The 25010-nt window shown below is 36.3% G+C and carries 24 protein-coding genes; 9 read left to right on the top strand and 15 right to left on the bottom strand.

Going from position 1 to position 25010, the window contains the following annotated elements; all coding sequences use genetic code 11:
• Positions 1-2: 2 nt before the first annotated feature.
• Positions 3-1400 (bottom strand): DUF4403 family protein, encoded by a 1398-nt coding sequence (locus ABH942_RS03155; protein ID WP_370029544.1) that lies wholly within the window; start codon positions 1398-1400, stop codon positions 3-5.
• A gap of 165 nt (positions 1401-1565) precedes the next feature.
• Here ABH942_RS03155 and ABH942_RS03150 point away from each other — a divergent pair, with 165 nt between their 5' ends.
• Genes ABH942_RS03150 through tsaB form a run of 3 tightly spaced genes read left to right on the top strand, consistent with a single transcriptional unit; the run spans position 1566 to position 4990 of the window.
• The gene (locus ABH942_RS03150; RefSeq protein ID WP_370029543.1) at positions 1566-3008 is read left to right on the top strand and encodes a TolC family protein; all 1443 of its coding nucleotides are present in this window, start codon (positions 1566-1568) and stop codon (positions 3006-3008) included.
• A gap of 6 nt (positions 3009-3014) precedes the next feature.
• Positions 3015-4331, top strand: a complete 1317-nt coding sequence (locus tag ABH942_RS03145) for an efflux RND transporter periplasmic adaptor subunit (protein WP_370029542.1) — start codon at positions 3015-3017, stop codon at positions 4329-4331.
• Positions 4331-4990, top strand: coding sequence for a tRNA (adenosine(37)-N6)-threonylcarbamoyltransferase complex dimerization subunit type 1 TsaB (gene tsaB / locus ABH942_RS03140; protein WP_370029541.1), 660 nt, complete (start codon positions 4331-4333; stop codon positions 4988-4990). The genes ABH942_RS03145 and tsaB overlap by 1 nt, the downstream gene beginning before the upstream one ends.
• Here the strand turns inward: tsaB and ABH942_RS03135 are convergent.
• The 5 genes from ABH942_RS03135 to ABH942_RS03115 all read right to left on the bottom strand — a co-directional run bounded on the left by ABH942_RS03135 (position 4979) and on the right by ABH942_RS03115 (position 9879).
• Complete coding sequence (locus tag ABH942_RS03135; protein WP_370029540.1) at positions 4979-5668, bottom strand: hypothetical protein; 690 nt, start codon at positions 5666-5668, stop codon at positions 4979-4981. The two genes, tsaB and ABH942_RS03135, sit on opposite strands and share 12 nt — an antisense overlap.
• 44 nt (positions 5669-5712) lie before the next feature.
• Positions 5713-6522, bottom strand: coding sequence for a mechanosensitive ion channel family protein (locus tag ABH942_RS03130; RefSeq protein ID WP_370029539.1), 810 nt, complete (start codon positions 6520-6522; stop codon positions 5713-5715).
• Between the two features lie 96 nt (positions 6523-6618).
• Positions 6619-8649 carry a thioredoxin domain-containing protein gene (locus tag ABH942_RS03125; protein ID WP_370029538.1) on the bottom strand — a complete coding sequence of 677 codons (2031 nt, stop codon included), beginning with the start codon at positions 8647-8649 and terminating at the stop codon, positions 6619-6621.
• Positions 8650-8722: 73 nt separating this feature from the next.
• Positions 8723-8923 (bottom strand): dodecin family protein, encoded by a 201-nt coding sequence (locus ABH942_RS03120; RefSeq protein WP_140001795.1) that lies wholly within the window; start codon positions 8921-8923, stop codon positions 8723-8725.
• A gap of 56 nt (positions 8924-8979) precedes the next feature.
• Positions 8980-9879: a NifU family protein gene (locus ABH942_RS03115; protein WP_370029537.1), complete on the bottom strand. Its 900-nt coding sequence runs from the start codon at positions 9877-9879 to the stop codon at positions 8980-8982.
• A 346-nt stretch (positions 9880-10225) separates the two neighbouring features.
• Between ABH942_RS03115 and ABH942_RS03110 the strand changes: the two genes are divergently transcribed.
• Entirely contained in the window at positions 10226-11218 is a 993-nt protein-coding gene (locus ABH942_RS03110; protein ID WP_370029536.1) for a type IX secretion system membrane protein PorP/SprF, read from the top strand.
• A 71-nt stretch (positions 11219-11289) separates the two neighbouring features.
• The gene (locus ABH942_RS03105; RefSeq protein WP_370029535.1) at positions 11290-11808 is read left to right on the top strand and encodes a gamma carbonic anhydrase family protein; all 519 of its coding nucleotides are present in this window, start codon (positions 11290-11292) and stop codon (positions 11806-11808) included.
• Between the two features lie 10 nt (positions 11809-11818).
• Here the strand turns inward: ABH942_RS03105 and murI are convergent, their stop codons facing one another.
• From murI to ABH942_RS03065, 8 genes are all read right to left on the bottom strand, one after another.
• Entirely contained in the window at positions 11819-12598 is a 780-nt protein-coding gene (gene murI / locus ABH942_RS03100) for a glutamate racemase (RefSeq protein WP_370029534.1), read from the bottom strand.
• A gap of 66 nt (positions 12599-12664) precedes the next feature.
• A complete protein-coding gene (locus ABH942_RS03095; protein ID WP_370029774.1) occupies positions 12665-13165 on the bottom strand; it encodes an OmpH family outer membrane protein in 501 nt (166 codons plus the stop codon).
• A 30-nt stretch (positions 13166-13195) separates the two neighbouring features.
• Positions 13196-14263 carry an OmpH family outer membrane protein gene (locus ABH942_RS03090; protein WP_370029533.1) on the bottom strand — a complete coding sequence of 356 codons (1068 nt, stop codon included), beginning with the start codon at positions 14261-14263 and terminating at the stop codon, positions 13196-13198.
• Between the two features lie 44 nt (positions 14264-14307).
• Positions 14308-16875, bottom strand: coding sequence for an outer membrane protein assembly factor BamA (bamA, locus tag ABH942_RS03085; protein WP_370029532.1), 2568 nt, complete (start codon positions 16873-16875; stop codon positions 14308-14310).
• Between the two features lie 7 nt (positions 16876-16882).
• On the bottom strand, positions 16883-17623 hold the full coding sequence (locus ABH942_RS03080) for an isoprenyl transferase (RefSeq protein WP_370029531.1): 741 nt from the start codon (positions 17621-17623) through the stop codon (positions 16883-16885).
• Positions 17624-17626: 3 nt separating this feature from the next.
• The gene (locus ABH942_RS03075; protein WP_370029530.1) at positions 17627-18310 is read right to left on the bottom strand and encodes a DUF6089 family protein; all 684 of its coding nucleotides are present in this window, start codon (positions 18308-18310) and stop codon (positions 17627-17629) included.
• 151 nt (positions 18311-18461) lie between these two features.
• On the bottom strand, positions 18462-19346 hold the full coding sequence (locus tag ABH942_RS03070; RefSeq protein WP_370029529.1) for an NAD kinase: 885 nt from the start codon (positions 19344-19346) through the stop codon (positions 18462-18464).
• A 21-nt stretch (positions 19347-19367) separates the two neighbouring features.
• The gene (locus ABH942_RS03065; protein ID WP_370029528.1) at positions 19368-20027 is read right to left on the bottom strand and encodes a CBS domain-containing protein; all 660 of its coding nucleotides are present in this window, start codon (positions 20025-20027) and stop codon (positions 19368-19370) included.
• Positions 20028-20131: 104 nt separating this feature from the next.
• Between ABH942_RS03065 and ABH942_RS03060 the strand changes: the two genes are divergently transcribed.
• Both ABH942_RS03060 and ABH942_RS03055 read left to right on the top strand, forming a co-directional pair.
• On the top strand, positions 20132-20845 hold the full coding sequence (locus ABH942_RS03060) for a pyridoxine 5'-phosphate synthase (RefSeq protein ID WP_370029527.1): 714 nt from the start codon (positions 20132-20134) through the stop codon (positions 20843-20845).
• Positions 20846-20863: 18 nt separating this feature from the next.
• Positions 20864-21628 carry an alpha/beta fold hydrolase gene (locus tag ABH942_RS03055; protein WP_370029526.1) on the top strand — a complete coding sequence of 255 codons (765 nt, stop codon included), beginning with the start codon at positions 20864-20866 and terminating at the stop codon, positions 21626-21628.
• 51 nt (positions 21629-21679) lie between these two features.
• Here the strand turns inward: ABH942_RS03055 and ABH942_RS03050 are convergent, their stop codons facing one another.
• Positions 21680-23029: a T9SS type A sorting domain-containing protein gene (locus ABH942_RS03050; RefSeq protein ID WP_370029525.1), complete on the bottom strand. Its 1350-nt coding sequence runs from the start codon at positions 23027-23029 to the stop codon at positions 21680-21682.
• Between the two features lie 111 nt (positions 23030-23140).
• On the opposite strand from ABH942_RS03050, the gene ABH942_RS03045 reads away from it, so the two are divergent.
• Together ABH942_RS03045 and tig are read left to right on the top strand one after the other, a co-directional pair.
• On the top strand, positions 23141-23509 hold the full coding sequence (locus ABH942_RS03045) for a phage holin family protein (RefSeq protein WP_370029524.1): 369 nt from the start codon (positions 23141-23143) through the stop codon (positions 23507-23509).
• 123 nt (positions 23510-23632) lie between these two features.
• Positions 23633-24958, top strand: a complete 1326-nt coding sequence (gene tig / locus ABH942_RS03040) for a trigger factor (RefSeq protein WP_370029523.1) — start codon at positions 23633-23635, stop codon at positions 24956-24958.
• Positions 24959-25010: the final 52 nt, after the last annotated feature.

Genomic DNA, 25010 nt, shown 5'->3' with positions numbered 1-25010 from the left:
TTTTATTTCAATCCGTCGATGCTGACATCGACTTTGCCATTCACGGTAATAAAAGCAATGATGGCCTTGTTCGTGAGCTGTATCTTTTTGAATTCAATACCTTCAATATTACCATTCACAAAAACACCCGGCATAGGAGAATAGTTTTTCAGGTAATTCATCATGTTCTTTTTGCCTTCTTCAAGGTTAGGCTTGATAGAATAGCGGCAACTTTCCTGCATTTTTCTCAATACCATTCCTGAAGCCAGCCAGTTTGCGGTTCTGATGAGTTTGTCTTTGGTGTCAAGCACATAATCCAACTGGTCAAAATAGATTTCTTTTGTTGCATCGTTGTATTGCGGATAGCCGGAAAGATAGATGGTTCCGGTTACGGAGCCTAATAAATCCAGTGCAATAATCATCTTGTTGTTCTTTTGCCAGATATCCACCTTTTTTACGGTTACTTTCCTTTTTCCGGAACCAAATTCCTGTCCCTGAAAATTTTTAGTCATCAGTTTTGAAGCATCCTGATAGGTTGAAATTGCAGCGATATTGGCAGCAATGTAATCCGGCATTTTAGTTACCGGTTTTAGGACGATTTTATCCCTGTCGAGCTTGTTTTTGGGCTGCTGACCTACAATGGTTTCCATATTACACTTTAATCCCATTTCAAAAGAAACCATGTCTTTTTGAAGTTTGGAATTGGTTGCATATAATTCTATTGGCACAATGCGTAACCAGGAATCATAGGTTTCGCTCATTTGGAACGGCGTACATATTTTTTCCAAAGCATCAAGTACATTAGGCTTGAAATCCATAGATTTTTTAATTGCCTCATCCAGATTGTTTTCTATTTTGGATTTAAAAAGACGGATGGCAGGATTTATCAAATAAGTAATGGCAACATTTTTTCCTGCAATCACGATGGTCGGGCTTTCGTTCCATTCCAAAGACTTTATAGAAGTATCGGTATTCATCTTCCAGTTCGTAAGTGCTACGTCGCTTAGTAGCGTAATAACGCCATTCATGTTGATTTCTCGCGTATCGTATAATTTTATTCCCAACCTGTCAATGCCGTATCGGTAGTGGATATTGATTTTTAAAGGAAGAACAGTCTTAATTTTTCCTTTCTCTTCAGAGATTTTTATATCGGCAAGCTTCCAGACTTTCATCTGGATGTCGTCGTCTTCAATGTTTTTGTCTTCATAGATAACATCGTTCAGGAGTTTATTTGTCTGACTTTCGATATCCTTGAGTTTTATTTTTACAGGAAGGTTGATGAAGGATGTGGAATTTTCATAAACCAGAGGCGAAGCATCGTCCGGTTCCGGTTTCAGTGCATCTATTTTCTTTGTAGAAGCACAACCGCTCAATAGCAGCAAGGTTAGTAATGAGATTGATAGGCGGAAATATTTACCCATGTCTTTAACGATTTAATTTCGAAGTAAATGTAAATTTATTTTTTAATATCTTTTCTAAAAAAATGTGTAACAGATTCCTTATTTAAAAGTCTAATAATTTTATTAAGTGAGTAAAAAAGCTAAATTTGTATTGCAATAACTTGCCCATATTGTACGTAATTATTTATGAAAAAAACATTCGTCAGTAAAATTATTTTGATTTTTGCCCTTTTCTCAGGGCTCGTATCAAATGCTCAGGCAAAAAAATGGACTTTGCAAGAGTGCGTGCAATATGCATTAGACAATAATATTTCTATAAAACAAGCCGATTTAGACAGTCAGGTTGCTGAAATTGACAAGAAAGATGCCTTCGGGAATTTTTTGCCAAGCATCAACGGTACGGCTGTTCATTCCTGGAATATTGGTTTAAACCAGAACATTACGACCGGTCTGCTCGAAAATCAGACCGTACAGTTTACCTCTGCAGGGCTAAATGCAAACATTGATATTTACAGAGGACTTCAAAATATAAATAGAATGAAGAAAGCTAGGCTTTCTATCATTGCAGCCCAGTACAAGCTGTCTAAAATGAAAGACGATGTTTCCCTGAATGTAGCCAATGCTTTTTTACAGATTCTTTTCAATAAAGAAAATCTGAAAGTACAGAAAGAACAGTTGCAAAATAACGAAAAACAGAAAGAAAGAACCAAAGCTCTGGTGGATGCCGGATCGGTTCCAAGAGGTGATTTGTTAGATATTGACGCTACAGTAGCCAGTAGTCAGCAATCTGTAATCGTTGCGGAAAACACACTGCTTATTTCAAAATTGAGCTTGGCACAATTGCTTCAGATAGAAAATTTCCAGGATTTTGATATTCAGGATAACGACTATGAAGTAAGAGAAAGCGAAGTAATGTTGCAAACACCTTCTGCCATTTTTGAAAAAGCAAAGACGGAAAGATCCGAACTTAAAATAGCCAAAGCAAATCTGGAGATAGCAGAAAAAGATGTACAGATTGCCAGAGGAGCTTACCAGCCAAGTTTGCAAGGATTTTATAGCTTTAGTACAAGAGCTTCTTATTCTGACAGAATTGTCGATTATAATCTTAATTCGCAAAACCCTACACGAGTAATAGGAGTGGTTGAAGGTACTAACCAAAATGTGATTACACCAAATCTTTCGCCTATTTTAGGGAAACCGGCACCTATTTTTGACCAGTTTAGTGATAACAAAGGTCATTCTTTCGGTTTTCAATTGAATATTCCAATATTAAACGGATTGTCTGCCCGTAACAATGTAGAACGCTCAAAGGTGGCTTTAGAACGTTCAAGAACGGTATATAGCCAGCAAGAATTAGATTTAGAGCGAAATGTTTATACGGCTTTTACAGATGCTAAAGGAGCTTTGAAATCGTATGAGTCTGCTTTGGTTGCATTAGAAGCAAGAACAGAAGCATTTAATTATGCAAAAGAAAAATTTGATGTCGGATTGATGAATGCTTTTGAACTGAATCAAGCCCAGACACTCTATGTAAATGCACAATCGGAAGTTCTAAGGACAAAATTCGATTATATTTTCAGAGTGAAAGTTTTAGAATTTTATTTCGGCATACCTATCCAAAAACAATAAATTATTATGAAAAAGAAGACTGTTTATTATATGTTAGGAGGAGCTATTCTTCTGATAATTGTTTTATTACTGCTTTCAAAAGCAGGCGTTTTGGGAAGTAAGGAAAAAGGAAAAGAAGTAGAAATTGCCCAGGTAGATGCTATGACAATTATTGAAACAGTTTCTGCAACAGGCAAAATCCAGCCAGAAATTGAAGTGAAGATTTCTTCTGAAGTATCGGGAGAAATTATCGATTTGCCTGTGAAAGAAGGACAGGTAGTTAAAAAAGGCGATTTGCTTGTTCGTATTAATCCTGATTTATATACCTCAGGACTTAATCGTTCTGTGGCAAGCCTTTCTGGAACTAAAGCCGGATTGAGCCAGGCCGATGCACAATTCAAAGAAGCAAAAGCAAATTACGAGAGAAATAAGACACTCTTTGAAAAAGGAATAATTTCAAAATCAGATTGGGATAAGGCCGTTTCTTCATTTGAAGTGGCACAGGCTACAAAACAGTCAGCCTATTACAATGTTCAAAGTGCTTCGGCAACAGTAAATGAAGCCAGAGATAACTTAGGAAGAACGACAATTTATTCTCCAGCCGACGGGACTATTTCTTCATTGGGTGTAGAATTAGGAGAAAGAGTATTGGGTACGCAACAAATGACCGGTACGGAACTTTTGAGAGTAGCAAACCTTAATAACATGGAGGTTGAAGTCGATGTGAATGAGAATGACATTGTTAAGATCAATGTTGGTGATTCTGCAAAGGTTGAAGTCGATGCTTATCTTAAAAAAGAATTTAAAGGAATTGTAACCAGCATTTCAAACTCTGCGAGTACTGCTTTGACTGCCGATCAGGTAACCAATTTCAAAGTAAAAGTGAGAATATTGAAAGAGTCCTATGCCGACTTATTGGAAGGTAAACCAGCAAATTTTTCTCCTTTCAGACCCGGAATGACTGCAACAGTTGATATTATCACAAAGAGAAAAGAAAATGTATTGTCAGTTCCTATCAGTTCAGTTGTAGTGAAAACTGATACTTCTGCTACAAAGAAACCGGTAGTGTTAAATTCAAAAGATAACCAGAACAACAATCAAAAAGCACCAAAATCAGAGAAGAAATTCGAATGTGTTTTTGTTAAAGAAGGTGATAAAGCTAAACTTAGGGTAATAAAAACTGGAATTCAGGATGATACTAATATTGAAGTTTCATCAGGTTTGAAAAAAGGCGATATAGTAATTGTGGGCCCTTATGCTACAGTTACAAAAGATTTGAACACTGGTGATATAGTACATATAAAATCGGATAGTAAAGCCAAAAAAGATAAGACTAAAAAATAATGTCCTACATACTCAATATTGAAACAGCGACTAAAAACTGTTCGATAAGCATTGCAAAAGATGGCGTAACGCTTTTTTGCAAAGAAATGTCTGAACAGGGCTATTCACATGCTGAAAAACTCCATGTTTTTATTGCAGAATCGCTACAGGAAGTAAAGATTGATTTTTCTGATTTAAAGGCTGTAGCCGTTAGTCAGGGGCCGGGTTCTTATACCGGATTGAGAATAGGCGTTTCGGCAGCAAAAGGATTGTGCTACGCCTTAAATATTCCATTAATAGCAATTGATACTTTAGAAATATTGGCAAGACAGCTGTCTGTTGCTGACGGATTAATCATTCCGATGATTGATGCCCGACGGATGGAAGTTTATGATGCTGTTTTTGACAGCCAGTACAATAAAATACACGAAACAAAAGCTGAAATCATTACAGAAGATTCTTTCGCAGATTTTGAGGGAACCATTCATCTTTTAGGTGATGGGGCGATGAAATGCGCGGATGTATTAAGCGATAGCAGGTTTGTATATCACTCTGACATCATTTATCCTTCAGCCAAAGAAATGAGCAGCCTTTCATTTGATAGGCATAAAAAAAGCGACATCGTTGATGTCGCTTACTTTGAACCTTTCTATCTGAAAGATTTTATATTACATAAGTGAATTTAAGAATCTTCCTAGTTGATTTAGGTCAGTGTCTTCAGAAAATGAAATCTTATTTTCTTTGATGAATGAAGCGATTTCTTTTTCTTTCTCAGGTACTATAGAAACTATTGCTTTCTTCTTTAAAGACAAAGGCTTAATCTCTGATTCGCTTAATCTGATGAAATACTCATCTTTTGATTTTGTATAAGCAGCTGGTTTGTAGGTATCATATCCGGAAGCAGGATGTACTTCTGGTTTAAGATATACAACTTCAGATTTGTAAATCTTTACTTTTGGATTATTACTGATTAATTTCAAATATCCTTCTTTTTTTACTCCTTTTTCATTAGTATATGCTACATACTCATAAGAAGTAGTGCTATTTGTCATATTAATCATCGTGTTTAATTCGGCAGGGACAATCTTAACCTCATTATTGATGCTTACTTCCATGTCGTCTGTGTAAGCGTTATGTCTAACCAAGATGATTTCATTAGAACCTACGATTTTGGCAGGCAAGAAAGTCTCATTAAAGTACTTTGAACCCGCAGTTTTGTCAACCGCATTTTTGTTGGAGAATCTTCTTTCATTATTAGCAATATCATTAACAGTCTGTTGTGCTGAAAGGACTTGCGCCTTAGCAAAATTTGAAAATAATGCTGTAAGGGAGATGCTTAAAAAAAGTATTTTTTTCATGATTTTAAATTGTTTATTCTAGTTTTTAGTTTTTAATATGATTTTTATGTAGTTGCTTTAATAAATGGATTTTTTTCAATTTTTTCTAATTCAGTCAATATTTGCTCCAGTACATCAGAACTCATGCTTCCAAAATTTTCATTCTTTGCCCAGGGTCTAGCCACCAAATTTATGCCAGTATCTGTTAAATCACTCACAATTATGGCCGGGGCCGGGTTTTTTAACACTTGCGGATGATTTTTCATGATTCCTATTATAGTGTCCTTCACATACTTTATATCCGTTTCATAGTTTATTTTGATAACCAGGTCAGCTCTTCTGTTGCTATTCTGCGAATAATTCTTGATCTTGTTGTTTGAAAGTATTCCGTTTGGAATATAGACTATCTGATTGGAAGCTGTTAGTAGCTTAGTTGTAAAAATCTGAATTTCTAAAACTTTTGCTGTTTCCGCTTGCGCCTCAATTGTATCGCCAACCTTAAAAGGCTTGAATAAAATGATGAGCACGCCTCCTGCAAAATTAGAAAGAGATCCTTGTAATGACAATCCGATAGCCAAACCGGCAGCTCCAAGAATGGCAACAAATGAGGAAGTCTCAATTCCAAGTTTTGAGATAAATGCTACAAATAGCAATACTCTCAATACCCAAATTAAAATATTTGCTAAGAACGTAGTGAGTGTCGGTTCAAGATTTCGACTAATCATTATTTTTGTGGCAAGGCGGTTTAAAAGCCTTATTCCCCACAATCCTGCGAAAAGTATAAGGAACGCTCCTATTAGTTTAGGGGAATAATCCACCAAAATTGTAATAAAGCGATCTGTATAAGTTTCTATTTTTTGGGCGTCAATCAACATCCTCAGACACAATTTTTTTTAAAGAGTCAAATCTAATAATTTAAAAAATAAATTTTTGTTAAATTTTAAACAATTAATAGTTTTTGTGATGCAATTTTATGAGGCCTGCCTATTTTTTATACTATTTAGTATAGAAACCATGTCTTCTAACGGCAATTCACAAGTTTTATTTTGACATAAATAGAATAAATTTTTCCCTTTTTCAAATCGGTTCTTTAAGAATGGAAGCTCTGAAGGCTTGCGGGTTCCGGCTAAAACAATATTTGGTAAGTATTCTTTTTGAAGTGATAATATGTTTTCCAAAGCATTTTCTCCACAGACAGCAAGTTCCTGATTGGCATCTGAAAAATTTAAAAAAGCATGCAGCCAGTTTGAAAAAGCAGAAGGATAGTCAATATCAGGTAGTACATGGACAAGCATTTTTTGTGCTACGGTTTCATAATAAGAGTTTTCAAAGTAAATAGCCAATTTATACAGATTATTTGCCATTGTAGAATTTGACGCGACAATTACATTGTCTTCCAATTCGTAATGTTTTGTAATCAGGGCGGTATCTAAATCAGAGGTAAAGGCAAAAAAACCATTGGTAGTATCATAAAAATGGTCAAAGCAATAATCTGTAAGCTGTTTGGAGTCTCTAAGCCACTTTTCATCAAGAGTAACTTCATATAAGGCAATAAAAGCATCAATTACGAAACAATAGTCTTCAAGATAGCCATTAATCGTGTTTTTCCCGCTCTTGTGATTATGTAGAAGGTTTCCTTCAGGAGTCCAAAGGTTCTCAATGATAAAGGCTGCATTTTTAATCGCTGTGTTTAGATAAGCTCCTGTTCCTAATGCTTTATAGGCATCAACATATCCTTTTAGCATTAATGCGTTCCATGAGGTAAGGCATTTGTCGTCAAGTCGGGGCTTTTTTCTTTTGTCTCTTGAAGCGTATAACAGCTTTTCCCAGTTTTGTTTTTTGCGGCGCAATTCAGCAGCATCTAAATTAAATTGCTGAGCGATTGTTTCCAATGATTCTGTTTGGATCAGAACATAGTTGCCGTTTTCCCAATGGCCAAAATCATTTATATTGAAAACGATACCAAACAGTTCAAAATCTTCTCCTACTATGGCTTTCAATTCTTCCTTAGTCCAGACATAGAAAGCACCTTCTTCCAAATGCCCTTCAGCTGTCAGGCTATCTGCATCCAATGCTGAAAAGAAACCTCCGTTTGGAGCGGTAAGTTCTTTTGATATAAAAGATAATGTCTTTTCAATAATTTCTTTATATAGAGGATTTCGGGTAAGTTTATAGGCTTCGGAATATAATGAAACTAATTGTCCGTTATCATAGAGCATTTTTTCAAAGTGAGGGACGTGCCATTTCATATCGACAGAATAGCGTGAAAAACCGCCGTCAACAATGTCAAATAATCCTCCATAAGCCATTTTGGTAAGTGTCAGGTTTACAAATTCGGATAGTTTTTGATCTTTTTGCTGATAAGCATACCGTAATAGGAAAGAATAATTGCTAGGCATCATGAATTTTGGTGCCCTGCTATATCCGCCAAATTCCCAATCAAAACTTTTTTCCCATTTTTCAACCAATGCTTCAAGTCTTTCCCAGTTAAAGCTCTCACTGTTTTCAGGTTGTTGTATGTAACTGATAGCATTGATGCCTTGATGTAATTTTTCTGCATAATCCATCATTTTCTCAGGATTTGCTACATAAAGCTGTTGGAGTTGTTGGAGCGTATCCATCCATTCCTCTTTTCTGAAATAAGTTCCTCCCCAAACAGGTCTGCCATCCGGAAGACACACAACATTCATAGGCCAACCGCCACGACCGGTCATAATTTGTACGGCTTTCATATAAACAGCATCAATATCCGGCCTTTCTTCTCTGTCTACCTTAATATTAATAAAACTTTTGTTCATCACAGCTGCCGCATCGGAGTCTTCAAAAGTTTCGTGTTCCATGACATGACACCAATGGCAAGCCGAATAACCAACGCTCACAATTATCAGCCGGTTGGTTTCTTTAGCCAGATCTAATGATTCCTGGTTCCAGGCTTTCCAATGTACCGGGTTATTGGCATGTTGCAGAAGATATGGACTTGTCTCTTTATGTAGGTCGTTCATGAGGAAGTGGTTTTTAAATTATAAAAAAAGCGTCTCGAATTCGAAACGCTTAAATGTAAGATGATTTGAGTGCCTATTCTAACTCAAAGGTAAGTTTTAATGTTACCCTAAATTCTTTAACCGATCCGTTTTGCACGGTAGCGCTTTGATCCTGGACATAAACCGATTTTATGTTTTTCAAAGTTTTTGATGCTTTAGAAACGGCTTTTTTAGTGGCATCTTCCCAGCTTGTCTCCGAGCTTGAAAGAATCTCGATTACTTTTAATACAGACATAATTTGCTAGTTTTAAATTGTTTATCTTATAAAGATAGCAAATAAATGTTGTTTTATTAACCGTTTAAGGCCTCTACTTTTATATCTTCATCGTTGAGCATGTCTTTCAGCATATTCTCAATACCGCTTTTAAGTGTGAATGTTGATGAAGGACATCCACTGCAAGCGCCTTGCAATACAACTTTTACTCGTTTGTCATTTTCATCGTAGGAATCAAAAAGGATATTGCCTCCATCAGCAGCTACAGCTGGCTTCACATATTCTTCAAGAATGTTTATGATTTGTTGCGAGGTGGTATCCAGATTGTCAAAATTCTCAATCTTCTGCTTTTCAGTTTTCGGATTGAGAGCCGCAATACTTTCATCGATAACGGTACCGCCGTTTTCAATAAACTCTTTAATGAAACTTCGTAGCTCGTAAGTGATATCCTGCCATTCTTTTACAGCATATTTTGTTACAGAAATATAGTTCTCGTCAATAAAAACCTCTTTGACATACGGAAACTTGAATAGCTCTAAGGCTAATGGAGAAGCAGCAGCTTCATCAATGTTTTTAAATTCCATAGCCGTTTTGGTCATCATTCGGCTGCCAACAAATTTTTGAACGGAAGGGTTTGGAGTGCTTTCAGCATAAACGGTTAGAGGCTGTTTTGTTGCTTTCTTCTCTGTAACGGTTAGGATTTGCCCGCCTTTGTTGACAAAACTTTCAATTTGTTCTGCAACGGCTGCTTTTACATCTTCCCATTCTACGATATTATAGCGTTGTATGGCTATAAAATTTCCAGAAATATAAACGGCTTTTACAAAAGGTAGGTAAAATAGCTGTTGGGCTAGAGGAGAATCTTTTGCCTCGTCTATGTTTTTGAACTCGAAATTTTCATTTTGCGCGATAAAATCTGGCAATTCAAACTTCAGAATTGTCGGATTTTGGGTCTCTTTTATAATAACATTTATCATTGGAATCTTATTTTGAGCAAATTTAACAAAGAAATTTTCGGTGAAATGTTATATTTGGTTTTTTATAGAATAAATTAACAGTTCTTTCGTTTTTGTTTAACACCCAGACATTATTGAGGCGAAATGATTTTTTAAGAGCATTTTAATTTTTTTCTTAAAGTTTCTATAAAAAGTGATTGTAATATTAACGAATTAGTATAGCAACCTAACACAAAAATTTATATATTTGACCGCTACGAAAAATTACTAAATCATATCAGCCAGCCTGTTTAATAAGGTAATCAAGGATTAGCAATTTTTTTTAATTAATAATTAAGAGCGTTTTTCATTAATAAAGATAGACCCCATGAATTTTAAAAAGAGGTATTTAGCATTATTATTGTTATTGTCACAAATATCGTTTTCACAAGAAGGAATTGCCGTTTATTCAGATTACTTATCCGATAATTATTATTTGATTCACCCTTCTATGGCGGGTGCAGCAAATTGTGCTAAATTACGTTTAACAGCTCGTCAGCAATGGTTTGGTCAGGATGATGCACCAGCTTTGCAGACTTTGAGTTTTAACGGAAGAATAGGAGAGCAGTCAGGTGTGGGTATCATACTTTTTAATGATAAAAATGGTTACCATTCACAAGTAGGAGGTAAACTTACTTATGCTCACCATATCCTGTTTTCAAGAGGTGATTATGATTTAAACCAGTTGTCATTTGGTATGAGCGCCGGTTTGGTGCAAAGTAAATTAGATGAATCTGAATTTGAAGGATTTGACCCTATCGTAGTAGGAGGAGTTTACCAAAAAGCCTCTTATTTCAATGTCGATTTTGGAGCTTCCTATAACTATTTGGATTTTTATGCTCACTTTACTGTAAAAAATGCAATTGCCAATATCAGAAGAGAAATCTATACCGATTACGAATCCGATAACTTAAGAAAATACTTGTTCAGCGCCGGATATGTTTTTGGTGATCCGGACAGACTTCAATGGGAACCATCTTTCTTGTTCCAATATGTTGATGAGACAAAAGAAAAGTCAATCGACATAAACTTAAAAGTCTATAAAGATTTAGATTTTGGAAAGCTTTGGGGCGGTTTGTCTTATAGAAGAAGCTTTGATGGAGCACAATACCTTGATGGTAATAGTGTTTCAGATCAGAAATTACAATACATTACTCCAATCGTAGGCTTAAATTATAAAAACTTTATGGTAGCCTATACTTATTCTCAGCTAACAGGTAACGTAAAGTTTGATAACGGTGGTTTCCACCAAATCACTTTAGGTCTGAATTTATTCTGTAAGCGAGAAAAATGGGATTGTAATTGTCCTGCTGTTAATTAATTATTTTAAAGTTGATATTAATTCTGTCCCGATAATCGCAGCGCTTTTATCGGGACTCTTTTTTATATTCTATGCTAATAAAAACTGTAAATGGCAAAAGTCCTTCAATTCCTGAAGATTGCTATGTTGCCGAAAATGCAACAATCATTGGAGATGTAACTTTTGGAGCTTCCTGCAGCGTTTGGTTTAATGCTGTGATTCGAGGTGATGTTCATTATATTAAAATTGGGAATAAAGTAAACATCCAGGATGGAGCCGTTATCCACTGTACCTATCAAAAACATCCTACCGAAATTGGGAATAACGTGTCAATAGGGCATAATGCTATCGTACATGGCTGTAAAGTTCATGATAACGTATTGATAGGGATGGGTGCAATTGTAATGGACAATTGCGTTATTGAAAGCAATTCTATTATTGCCGCCGGAGCGGTAGTAACACAGAACACAGTTGTTGAATCCGGAACTATATACGCAGGCGTTCCGGCCAAGAAAGTAAAAGATATTAATAAGTCTGATTTTGCAGGCGAAATTGAACGTATTTCTAATAACTACGTTATGTATTCCGGCTGGCTAAAAGATCAGGAATAGCTTTTAAGACTTAAAAATCTTTTTGGATGACAGGATATTTGTTCTCCAAAATCGTTTTCAGAACTTTTGGGTCAGAGTTTGTGTAAAACAAAGTACTGTGTTCACCAGCAGCTGTATTAAGCCCGATTTTTTCCTCAAGTACTTTGTAGGTTTGTCGGGCTACCGCTTCACCAGAATCGATGATTTTGATATGAGGCGGCAGAATTTCTTTGATTTGAGGAATTAGGTAAGGATAATGGCTGCAACCTAGAACCAGATAATCGATATTGGCTTCAATCATTGGTGTTAAATAGGTTTTTAGTAGCGAAGTCATTTCTTCAGAATACATTTCACCCTCTTCAATCAGTTTAACTAAATTATAGCCCACCTGTTCAATGATATTGGTTTCCTGGAATTGTTCGGCGGTTTTATTAAAAAGCTCGCTGTTAAGGGTTCCTTTGGTCGCTAAAATGCCTATCGTTTGTGTTCTGGAGTTATTAGCAGCCGGTTTTATAGCCGGTTCGATTCCAATAAAGGGAACATCGAATTTGGTTCTTAATTCCTTAATTGCATTTGTGGTGGCCGTATTACAGGCTACAACAATAATTTTTGCATTCTGATTTAAAAGGTATTCGGTATTTTTAATGCTTAATGCAATAATCTCGTCTTTTGTTTTTTGGCCGTAAGGCGCATTTTTACTATCAGCCAGGTAGATAGTATTTTCGTAAGGCATTAATTGATGGATTTCTTTCCAGATAGATGTTCCGCCTATTCCGGAGTCAAAAAGTCCTATTGGGTTTGAGTTTATCATAGAAACAAAAGTAAAAAAAAACTGCTCAATAAATTTGAGCAGTTTCTAAAATATTCGGGTTTTTGATTAGAACCCAAGTTCTTTCTTTACGTCAGCAGTAATGTTTGGACCGTCAGCAAGTAAAACCATAGCTGAATCCAAAACATATTGGTATCCTTTAGCTTTTCCTACTTTTTGGATAGCTGCTTTGATTTTTTCCTGGATAGGCTTGAACAAATCCTGTTCTTTTTGCTGTAATTCTTTTTGAGCATTTTCGCCGTAATCTCTAATTCTTTTTTGCATGTCCTGAATTTCAACAGCTCTGTCTTGATTTACTTTCTCAGCAACTGTACCTGATTCCGCATCATATTTTTTTAGTTTGGCTTGGTATTCATCAACCATCGTTTTGTAATCAGCATTGTAAGTCTGGTTCAATTTTTCAAGTTGCTTTTGCCCTTCTATCATTGCAGGCATCTTAGCCATAATTTCACTAACGTCAACATGTGCAGTCTTTGCTTGGGCATTCATAGTTTGGCTTGCACCAATGAAAAGCGCTGCGGCGATTAGTAAAGTTTTCAGTTGTTTCATCATTTTCAAGTATTAAATATTAATTTAGTTTTAGTTCCCTTTATTGTTTTCTTCAGGGGTTTTCTTTTCTTCCCTTTCTTTCTTGGCAGCTTCTCTTTCTTCTAGTATTTTCTTTCTTTTTTCTTCGAGAGCTTTTTTACGTTCGTCTAATTTTCTCTGTCTTTCATCAGCAGCCTCTTTTTTAGCCTGCTCCATTTCTGCTTTCTTTTCTTCGGCAGTTTGTCCGGCAGTATTTTTTTCTTCTGTTTTGACTTTTACTTCTTCTTTTACATCAGAAGGTGTTGCTTTATCAGCAGCTGGCTTTTCTTCTTTTTTAGAATCGTCTGTTTTTGTTTTAGCAGCGTTTCTTTTTTCTTCTCTTTCTGCTAACAGCTGAGCTCTTTTTTCTTCAAAAGATTTTCTTTTTTCTTCAGCAGCAGTCTTTCTATCCTCAAGCATTTTTTCTCTGGCCGCTTTTTTGTCGTCCAGTACTTTTTGTCTTTCAGCTAAATCAGGATTAGCATCAATCATGTCTTGCTTGCGTTCTTTTTCAGCTTCATCTTTCAGCTGTTTTTTACTTAGCTGCTCTCTTTTTTCAGCTCTTGTCAGTTGTCGTACAACCTGGTCGCTAATATTATGTCTTTGTGCTCCAAACAACATGGTAAGATCAGATGATTTATCAAAAATAAAATCATACTTTTTTGTTTCTGCAATATCCTGAACAATAGTAAAAACCTGATCTTGAATTGGTTTTACTAAAACAGCTTTCTGTGTAATCAGGTCGCCAGTAGATCCAAATCTTTTTTGCTGGAAATCTAATAATTCATTTTCAAGAAATGAAATTTCTTCTTCTCTTTCTTCAATAAGTTCTTTTGTCAATAAAACTCTTTCTGTTTTCAGATTTTCTTTTAGCTTATTGATTTCATTTCTTTTTACTTCTGCTTCCTGCTTCCATTTCTGGGCTTTAAGCTCCAGCTGGTTTTTTGCCTCAGCATAGTCAGGAACTTTTTCTAATATATATTCCATGTCTATATATCCAATACGAATACCTCGTGTCTGCGCATTGACGGCAGTTGAAAATGAAGCTGCTAGCAATAGTATAAAAAAATGTTTTCTCATATTCTTGATGTTATATTAGAAAATATCGTGCCAAATTTAAGTTTTTAAAACTGTTGTCCAATAATGAAATGCGTTTCCCATCCATTTTTTCCTGTTCCGCCAGGAATCGGATCAAATCCGTGACCAAAGTCAATACCCAATAATCCGAATGCCGGCATGAATACTCTCAGACCAAAACCTGCTGAACGTTGTAATACAAACGGATTATAGTCTCTAAAATTGTCGTATGCTGCTCCGGCCTCAAGGAAAGTCAAAGCATAAATTGACGCAGCTCCTTTCAATGTGATAGGATATCTCAATTCTAACGAGAACTTATTGTAAATTGTTGCTCCGTTTTGGTTTCCTTTATTATCCAATGGTGTCAAAGATTGATTAGGATAACCTCTCAACTGTATTACCTCGCGACCGTCTAACGAATAGTTTGCCAAACCGTCTCCACCAAGGAAGAATCTTTCAAAAGGAACCAGGCCTCTGTCATTATTATAAGCTCCTAAGAAACCAAATTCACCCAATGAACGAAGTACGAATTTACCATAAATTTTTGTATACCAATCAGCTTTGAATTTAATTTTGTAATATTCTAACCAATTAAATTTCTTTTGATCGATTTTTGATTGGTCTGGGACAATCTCTCCAGAACTGTTTGTGGTTTGGTAATCCGGGTCATTTTTCAAGTTCGCATAATCAACTCCATTGAAAAGAGAGTATGGTAAAGTGAATTTTGCACTAATACTAAACTCTGATCCGAAAGTAGGGAAAATAGGATCTATACCACGGCTATCTCTTCTTAATCCGATAGTGTATGCTAAGTTTCGTGAATTTCCATTTCCGAATGTAAATAATCCAGTGTTGTAATTGTTCAGGTCATAATACTGGAAACTGATTCCTTGTGAAAGGATAAAGTAGTCATCCGGTACGTTAAGTTTCTTTGCAATACCAACTGATAGGGATGTGATGTTAAAACTTTTGTTTCTGTCAACATTACTAGTTCTTCCAGTATATAAAAACTGTTTACTGTGTGAGATAGATCCTGAGAATTGTACTGGTTTTTTTCCTCCAAGCCATGGTTCTGTGAAAGAAAGGCTATAGGTTTGGAAATATGAACTTCCCTGAAGTCTTAAAGCCAATTTCTGTCCGTCTCCCATTGGAAGAGGAGTATAGGCATCTTTTTTGAAAATATTTCGGATAGAGAAGTTGTTAAATGAAAGACCTAAGGTTCCGATAAAACCGCCGCCGCCATAACCTCCCTGAAGCTCAATCTGGCTTGATCCTTTTTCAACAACATTATATTCGATATCAACTGTACCAGCCGCAGGATCAACATTTTTGAATTTTGGTTCTAATGCCTGAGGATCGAAAAATCCTAATTGTCCAAGTTCACGAAGCGTTCTCATTAAAAGCTCCTTGCTGTATTTTTGCCCCGGAAGCGTTCTTAATTCACGATAAATTACTTTATCATTAGTCTTGTCGTTTCCTACTACAGTAATCTTGTTGAAATAAGCCATTGGGCCTTCCATGATTCGGATTTCGAAATCGATGGTGTCGTTGGCTGTTTTTACTTCTACCGCATTTACAGTTGAAAATAAATAACCGCTATTTTGGTACAGGTTTTTGATGTCGTTTCCATCAGGTTTTGTTTTGTCTTCAATTCTTTTTTGAAGTAATACGCCATTGTAAACATCTCCTTTTTTGATGCCCAGCATTTTTTGCAAACCTTGATCAGAATATACGGAGTTTCCTAAGAATTTAATGTTTCCAAAGTAGTATTTGTTGCCTTCTTCAACCTTTAATTTTATACCAACCGTATTGTTGTCTTTGTTGTAAGAGATAGAGTCAGATACGACACGAGCATCACGATATCCTTTTTCTTTGTAAACAGATACGATGTTTTCTAAATCTTCTTTATATTTTTCTCTGATGAATTTTGATCCTTTCCAAAAGCGTAAGGGGAATCTTGTCTTGGTATTTTTCATCGCCTTCCTGATTCTTCCGTCAGAAAGTTTCTCGTTGCCGTCAACAACAATAGAGCTTACTTTTACTTTCTTGCCTTTGTCAATGTTTATGAGCATTTTGACCTCGTTTCCGGCTGTAGTATCTGGATAGGTATTAATAACAACTTTAGTGTTATAAAACCCGTCTTTTTTGTATTTGTTTTCGATGTAATTCTTGGTCGTAGTGATAAGGTTTTCATTGACAATTTTGCCTTTTGTCAGCGAGTTGTCTTTGATAAGTCCTTCTACCTTAGATTTTTTTACACCGTTGATTTTTACCTCGCTAAGTTTAGGCAACTCGCTGATATGCATGTCGATAAAAATACTATCGCCATCGATCCGGTTGATATAGGTGTCAATTTCGTTGAATAATCCCAGCTTCCATAATTTTTTAATGGCGCTACTGATTTCTTCACCAGGAACTGTGATTTTTTGGCCTTTTTCAAGACCTGCAAATGTAACAACTGTTTGTTCGTTATAGCTGATTTTTCCGATGACACTTACACCGGCTAGGATATATTCTCTTCCTTGATCAAATGGTACTCTCTCTTGGGCTTTTGCTTGGAAAATATTTCCTAAAACTAATACGGTTAAGAATAGTTTAATGCTTTTATCTAACATTAAAAATTTATTTAATTTGTTCACTTGTTTTTCCAAATCTACGTTCTCTTTTTTGATAGCTAATTATAGCTTCATACAAATCTTTTTCCCTAAAGTCAGGCCACAATACTTCTGTAAAGTATAATTCTGCATAAGCTATCTGCCAAAGTAAGAAATTGCTGATTCTATGTTCGCCACTGGTTCTTATTAATAAATCAACGTCTGGTAAATTTTGCGTGTAAAGATGCTGATTAATAATTGATTCGTCAATAGCGTCTGTTGAAATTATATTATTTTTAACTTTAGTGCTAATGCTCTTTACTGCAGAGACGATTTCCTCACGGGAACCGTAGCTTAACGCAAGGGTTAGCGTCATTCTGTTGTTGTCTTTTGTTTTAGAAATTACCTGTGATAATTCTTTTTGAGCAGAAGCTGGTAATTTTTCAAAATTACCTATAGTGTTGAGCTTTATATTGTTTTCGGTAAGCGTTTTAAGCTCGTTTTTTAATGAGTTTATAAGAAGCTTCATCAGAGTGTCAACTTCTAGCTTTGGACGGTTCCAGTTTTCGGTAGAAAAAGCGTAGAGCGTGAGGTTTTCAATGCCTAGCTTGGCACAAGTCTCTACGGTAGTCCTTACGGCTTTGGTGCCGTTTTCGTGACCAAAGGCTCTGAGCATGCCCTTTTGTTTAGCCCAACGGCCATTGCCATCCATAATGATGGCCAGATGCTTTGGGAGGTTGTCTTTGTTTATAGTGTTAAGTATGTCCATTCTTTATTCTGCACAGTAGCAAGGTTTGTTTCCAAAGGTATACGTCAGTGTAAAGCCTGTGAAAACATACCAGTCGTTGCTGTTTAAATTTCCAAATCGCAATGTTTTAAAATTGTCATTCTTTGGGTTGCTTCCGTCCAGATTATCTGTAAAGGTATATCTTGCCCCGACTTCAAATCCTAAAATCAGTTTTTCTGCAATCCTAGACTTTATACCTACGGTCATTGGGATTGCAAATGTACTTTTGTTATCATCTTCCTCATACTGATTGTTCAAATGGTATAATTCTGTATAAGAAAAATAACTTATGCCGGAATATACATAGGGCGTCAGTAAAAAACCCGATTCATGCAAATTAAAATCAAAAAAATTGAATTCAAGGCCTAAAGATAATTCTTTTACACTATTTTCAAAGTTTAATCCTCTTTGTTTTCTGGCTGGTGAGTCGGAATCGTGATCGTTGGATGTTACTTTTCCCTGTGTATATGAAACTTTCCAGGAATGTCTCGGACTTTTATTCCATTTATAGAGTACTCCAAAGGCAAATTCATTGGGCTTGACATAGTTTGTCGGACCCACATCTCCGATGTAGTTATTGCCGCCGGCAAAAATTCCAATTTCATGGATTTGGGCATTGGTAGCAGCATAACTTAAAATGCAGAACAAAGTGATTATTATCCGATTCATTGTTATTAAAAAATAAGGGTGCAAATATAATAATTATGAGCACTTATCAACTGTCTAATAATTAAATATCCTTAATTTTAGGCAAATGATAGGCTTTTCGATTTAAAGTAAACGAAACTTATGTGCTGATAGTATAAGAAGAAAAGGATTTTTAGTTTCTCTTGTCCTCTCCCCAAAGCAATTTTGCACGCAATGTTTTTAAGAAACTTTTTTCGGGAAGTTCGACCATATTGATCTGAAAAGGTGTTTTTTTGATTGTCAAGACAGTTTTGTTGCTTATTGAAGCTACTCTTGAATCCAACGAAACAAGATAATGCTCTTCTCTGCCTGAAACTTTTAGCTTGATTTCAACATTGTCAGGAATAACAAAAGGTCTTGCGTTTAAATTATGAGGCGCAATAGGTGTAATTACAAAGCTTTCAACGGCAGGCATTAGGATTGGACCGCCACAGCTTAAGGAATATCCGGTTGAGCCTGTCGGCGTTGAAATGATAAGACCGTCTGCCCAGTATGAATTTAGATATTCATCGTTCAGGTAAGTCTCAATGGTAATCATGGACGTGGTGTCTTTCCTGTTGACCGAAATCTCATTCATTGCGAAATTCAGGTTTTCTGTCCCGGGAATTTTTTCGGTACTTTCAAGACTAAGTAAGGTTCTGGGTGATAAGGAGTAATTTTTATCGATGATATATTGCATCAGTTCATCAATATTTTCTTTTTGGACTGTCGCTAAAAAGCCAAGCCTTCCTGCGTTAATCCCTAAAATTGGAATGCCGGAATCCCGTACCAGCGTAGCGGCACGTAAAATTGTCCCGTCCCCACCTATACTTACCAAAATGTCGACATTTCTGTCTAAATCATCATAATCATGAAAAGTATTGTATTCTCTTTTAATGATTTCTTTCTCATATAGCATTGTCAGAAAATCGTCCTGGATGACTAACTCTACGTTGTTTTTGTTGAAGAACACAAAAATGTCGCGTATGATTGGTTCCGTGCTATTTTGGTAATATTGACCGTAAATCGCTACTTTCATTTCTGATAATCTGAGTTTGGGTTATATGTTTAGATATTTGTCCAGGTAATCTGAGCGTTCTTTTAGGGCATTCAGGTAGTTGTCTTCCTGATGTTCGGAAATAATTTCATAATTATAACGTCTGAAGGTCTGTATGATGTCATTCATAGAGCCTAAAGTGATTTTTACAGTAATCTGGATTTTGTCAGCTTCTGCATTAGAAACAAACATGCCAAGCAGTTTTCCGTTATTGCTTTCTACAATTTGCGAAACCTGGCTCATGGAATAATCGTTGATGTTTTTTTCGACTATGATAATTCCTCCCATCTCTTTAAGAAAAGGAGTTTCGTGGAAAAATTTGATAATATCCGTAATGTCGTAGTAGCCGATATAATTGTTTTTTTCATCCAGAACAGGGACGATACCGGTATGATTTCGGGCAAAAATTTCCAACAAATCAAGCCAGATCATGTTTTTTCGGGCATAAAACCCTTCCAGGGTATAGCGATAATCCAATACTTTTTTTTCGGCATCGAAAGTTTCTACATCATCACCTGAGATACTGCCAATGTAAATGCCGTTTTCCAAAACCGGAAAATGTGAAAAGGGCAGGTCAGCAAAAAAATCCTGAACTGATTCGATAGTGTCGTCTACAGCTATCGCCTTGATGTCGTTATTGATGTAATCTGTAATTTCAGTCATAACCCAAAGTCAATAATCGTTGCAAAATAATCAAAAAATAGCACAAAACACCGTGTTTAACTTTGTATTTTTGTATTTAATAATTTATTACAAAAAGCATTCCAATGACAAAATTAAGCGTAAACATAAATAAAATAGCTACTTTAAGAAATGCCCGAGGTGGCAATGTTCCTGATTTGTTGCAAGTTGCCAAAGACATACAGCGTTTCGGTGGACAAGGGATCACAATTCATCCACGACCTGACGAACGTCATATTCGATATCAGGATGCGCACGATCTGAAGCCGGTCGTGTATACGGAATATAATATTGAAGGAAATCCGGAGCCTAAGTTTATTGATTTGGTACTGGAGGTAAAACCTACGCAGGTGACTCTTGTGCCGGATGCCGTAGACGCAATTACTTCTAATGCGGGCTGGAATACGGTTAAATACCAGGATTATCTGAAAGAAATTATCCAGGAATTTCAACGAAACGGAATCAGGACTTCTATTTTTGTGGATCCGGTGCTTGAAATGATCGAAGGTGCTAAAAAAACCGGAACGGAAAGAATTGAATTGTATACCGAAGCTTTTGCCCATCAGTATGGGCTAGGAAATAAGGAGGGAATATTACCTTATGTTGAAGCAGCAAAACTGGCAAACGAATTGGATTTGGGGATCAATGCGGGTCATGACCTAAGTTTGGATAACATACAGTTCTTTAAACAAAATATCCCTAATCTTCTCGAAGTTTCTATAGGACATGCCTTGATTTCTGAGGCTATTTATTTAGGGCTTGAGAATGTTGTCAATATGTATCTCCAAAGGCTGAAATAACCCAATAAAAAGCAGATTATGTTGTATTCAAGAATTGAAGGCGAAGGAAAGCCATTGCTTATTCTTCATGGTTTTTTGGGAATGTCAGACAATTGGAAGACGTTTGCCGGACAGATAGCTTCTGAGGGATTTCAGTTGCATATTTTAGACCTCCGCAATCACGGAAGGAGTTTTCATTCGGATGTGTTTACGTATGAAGCAATGGTTCAGGATGTGCTTGAATATTGCCAGGGACACAATTTAGATAAAGTTTCGATTTTAGGTCATTCTATGGGTGGCAAAGTGGCAATGTTTTTTGCGACAACCTATCCGGAGAAAGTTGATAAATTAATAGTGGCAGATATAGGTCCTAAATATTACAGACCACACCATCAGGATATTTTGGCAGGATTAAATGCTGTGGATTTATCTCACAAACCTGATCGTTCTCAGGTTGAGGAAATACTGAAAGAGTATGTCTCGGATTTTGGTACACGCCAGTTTTTAATGAAAAGCCTGTATTGGATTGAACCCGGTCAGCTGGCTTTTCGTTTTAATCTTCCGGTTTTCAATGAGCAAATTGATAATATAGGAGAAGCGCTTCCGGATAATGCCCTATTTGAAAAACCAACATTGTTTTTAAGAGGAGGAAATTCGAATTATATCAAAGATGAAGATTTTGAAACGATACGGCGCCATTTTCCAAATTCTGAAATTAAGACCATACCAAATGCGGGGCATTGGCTCCATGCCGAAAATCCTAAAGATTTTTATAGCGAATCGATTCAATACCTGTTGAAATAAAAAAATCCCTTTCTGAAGCCAGAAAGGGATTTTTTGTTGGATTTGTAAAAATTATTGTTTTGCAAATTTGATAGTTTCTTTAGCTCCGCTATCATTTGTAGCTGTCAAAACATACATTCCTGTTCCAAGACCGGAAACGTTCAAGTTTACTTGATCTTGTGAAGAGAACTTTTGGTTTAAAACTTGTTTTCCTAATAGGTCATAGATAGCAACTTCGTTGATAGAAGCTCCGCTTAGGCTTAATTGGTCGTTGGCTGGGTTTGGATACGCCTTAAAAGTTCTGTTAGAAGCAATGTCTTCTATTCCTAAAGCTGCTCCAGTGTATTTGTAAACTCCTTGAGTTGATACTCCGCCTGTCACAGTCGTGAATCCGCTTGCCCAGCCTGTAGTTCCGTTTAAGAATGCAATAGAGATTCTTTGAACTCCTGAATCAATTTGTGTCCAGGTTGTTCCGTTGTTATTGCTGTATCCAGTAAAGTAATTATCGCCGTCTGTACCGTTTCCAACAAGAACAGTTGTTCCTTTGATATAAGCCAGATTAGTGTAAGGAGCGGTATAGCTTGCGCCAGAATCCCAAGATGATCCTCCGTTAGAAGTTTTGTAAAGTGTATAAGTGTTGATTGCAGCTTCTCCAGTTCCGACGGTGCTTCTGGCTAACAAGATACCATTGTTGTTATCGCTAAAAAAAATCTGTCCTCCAACTGCGGTTGCTGAAAAGTCAGTAATTGGAGTGTCTAATTTTGTCCAGGTTGCGCCCATATCAGTAGTTCTGTATAGCTTCCCTTTGTTGGTAACAAACCAAAAAGAATTACCTGCTGCTACATTTCCTCCGTTATAACCATATTCATCGCTTGCTGGATCTGGAAGTGAAGCCGCAGGAACAGCAGTCCATGTGGTACCTCCGTTGTTAGTTGTATAAACTTCAAATTCTCCTGCTACCGGGTCGCCTTGGGTAACTCCGTTATTCTCGTCAAAAAAGTGAACTACGTTAAAGAAGGAAGCTCCAGCTGTTGAGTATGCAGTTGTGTTTTGTTTGGTCCAGTTTGCACCTCCGTTAGTTGTTTTCCAAACGCCGCCAAGCCCGTTGGTTGGGTGTACAGCTCCAACCCATGCAGTTGTAGCACTAATAGGCATAAGATTGGTTATTTCAAGTGTAGCGCTTCCAACGTTAATCGTTCCTGGAGTCCATGTTGTGCCTCCGTTGGTAGTTTTTGTGAAAATTTGCACATTGGCACCAGCTACGCCGTCGTAACCTTTAGCCCAAACGGTATTGGCGTCAATAATATGGATTTCATCCAGTCCTCTGCTGTTTGTTGTAAATCCGGTATTTTGGGTGGCCCATTGCGAGTGCATTGACCAACTAGCAACTAGCATTGCCGTTAAAAGTAATTTTTGTTTCATTGTAGTTTTTTTTGGTTAAGAATCAAAGGTATGAAATTTGATTTCATAGCATGATAAAATTAACATATTGTAAAAAATCATTATATTTGAATGAACATAAATCGATAAATTATGAATTTGATTGTAAGAATTCTTGTTACGGCTGTTTTGGTAATGATAATAGCGCATTTTATGCCAGGAGTTGCTCTTAAAGGCACACACGGGATCTCGTCAGAAAACTTTGTGACAGCAATAATTGTTGCAGTGGTGTTAGGATTATTGAATTTATTTGTAAAACCTCTTTTGGTTTTGCTGACACTTCCTGTTACGGTTATCACCTTTGGATTGTTTCTTCTCGTGATCAATGCACTGATAATTATGCTTTGTGCAAATCTGGTCGACGGCTTCGCAGTTTCAAGTTTTTGGACGGCACTTTTGTTTAGCTTGATTTTGTCTATTTTACAGTCTGTCGTGTTCTCGCTGACAGGAGGAGATAAATAATATAGCCCATTTGATAGCAGATAGTTATCATATTTGTTAATCCTATATTAATACATGAATGTAAAACTTGGTTGGGTTGTAAAAATGTTATAATTTTGCAACCCAATTTTAGTATGTAAAAAAATGAATATTACAAGAAATAATGTTGACGCATTAAATGCGGTTGTAACAGTTGAAGTATCAAAGGCAGATTATGCTCCTCAAGTTGACAAAGTTTTAAAAAACTATCTGAAAAATGCTAGCATTCCTGGTTTTAGAAAAGGCGCAGTTCCAATGAGCCTAATCCAAAAACAATACGGGAAAGCGGTTTTGCTGGAAGAAGTAAACAAGGTTTTGCAAGAAAACCTAAACAACTACTTGGCTTCTGAAAAGCTGGATATACTTGGGAATCCGCTTCCAAAAATTAACGAAGACTTCAATTGGGATGCTGATGATTATTCTTTTGAATTCGAATTAGGTCTTGCTCCTGAATTTACAGTTGATTTGGAAGCTAAAAATAAAATCACTTACTATAAAATCACGGCTGATGACAAAATGCTTGACGATCAGGTTCAACGCATCCAGAAGCAGTATGGTAAATTGATTTCTAAAGATACTGTAGAAGAAGGTTTTGATGTGACTGGTACTTTTACAAACGAAGAAAACGGAATCAACAACACGGTTACGATTTCTCTTGATATTTTCAAAGATAAAAAGACAGCTAAAAAATTCATCGGAAAGAAAGTTGGCGACGTAGTTACGCTAAAAACCAAAGGTCTTTTTGATGATGATCATAAATTGATGGATTACCTTAAGGTAGGTCATGATAATGTTCATGGTCTTGACATTGAAGTGGATTTCAAAATTGAGGAAATCAATGCAACAGAATTAGCAGAACTTAACCAAGAGCTTTTTGATAAATTGTTTGGTGAAGGAAATGTAACTTCTGTAGAACAGGTAAAAGAAAAAATCAAAGAAGATGCTGAAAAGCAATTTGCTTCTCAAGCAGATCAAAAATTCATAAATGACGTAACGTCTTCTTTGTTAGAAAATACAAAATTTGACTTGCCGGCTGAATTCCTAAAAAAATGGATACAGACTGTAGGTGAAACACCTTTGACCGCTGAGCAGGCTGAAGAAGAATATGCAAGATCTGAAAACGGACTTCGTTACCAATTAATTGAAGGTAAAGTGATGTCGCAAAACAACCTTCAGATTACTTTTGATGATTTGAAAGCGTATACTGCTGATGTTATCAAAAAACAAATGGCACAATTCGGACAAATGAATCCAACAGATGAAGATGTAGATGGAATCGTGGCAAGAGTACTTTCAAACCAAGAAGAAGTAAAAAGACTTTCTGAGCAAGTAATGAATGAAAAAATGCTTGGTTTGTTCAAAGAAAAAGTAAAAGCAAAGACAAAAGAAGTTTCTTACGAGCAGTTCATCAAAGAAATGTACGGAGAATAAATTCTTGAAAAAATCGTTATCTTTAAAGCGCCAAAGTATTTTTTGGCGCTCT

This window comes from Flavobacterium sp. 28YEA47A, assembly GCF_041262125.1.
Lineage (GTDB): Bacteria > Bacteroidota > Bacteroidia > Flavobacteriales > Flavobacteriaceae > Flavobacterium.
Note: the sequence above shows the minus strand (reverse complement) of the source record. Positions and strands in the feature narration are given on the sequence as shown.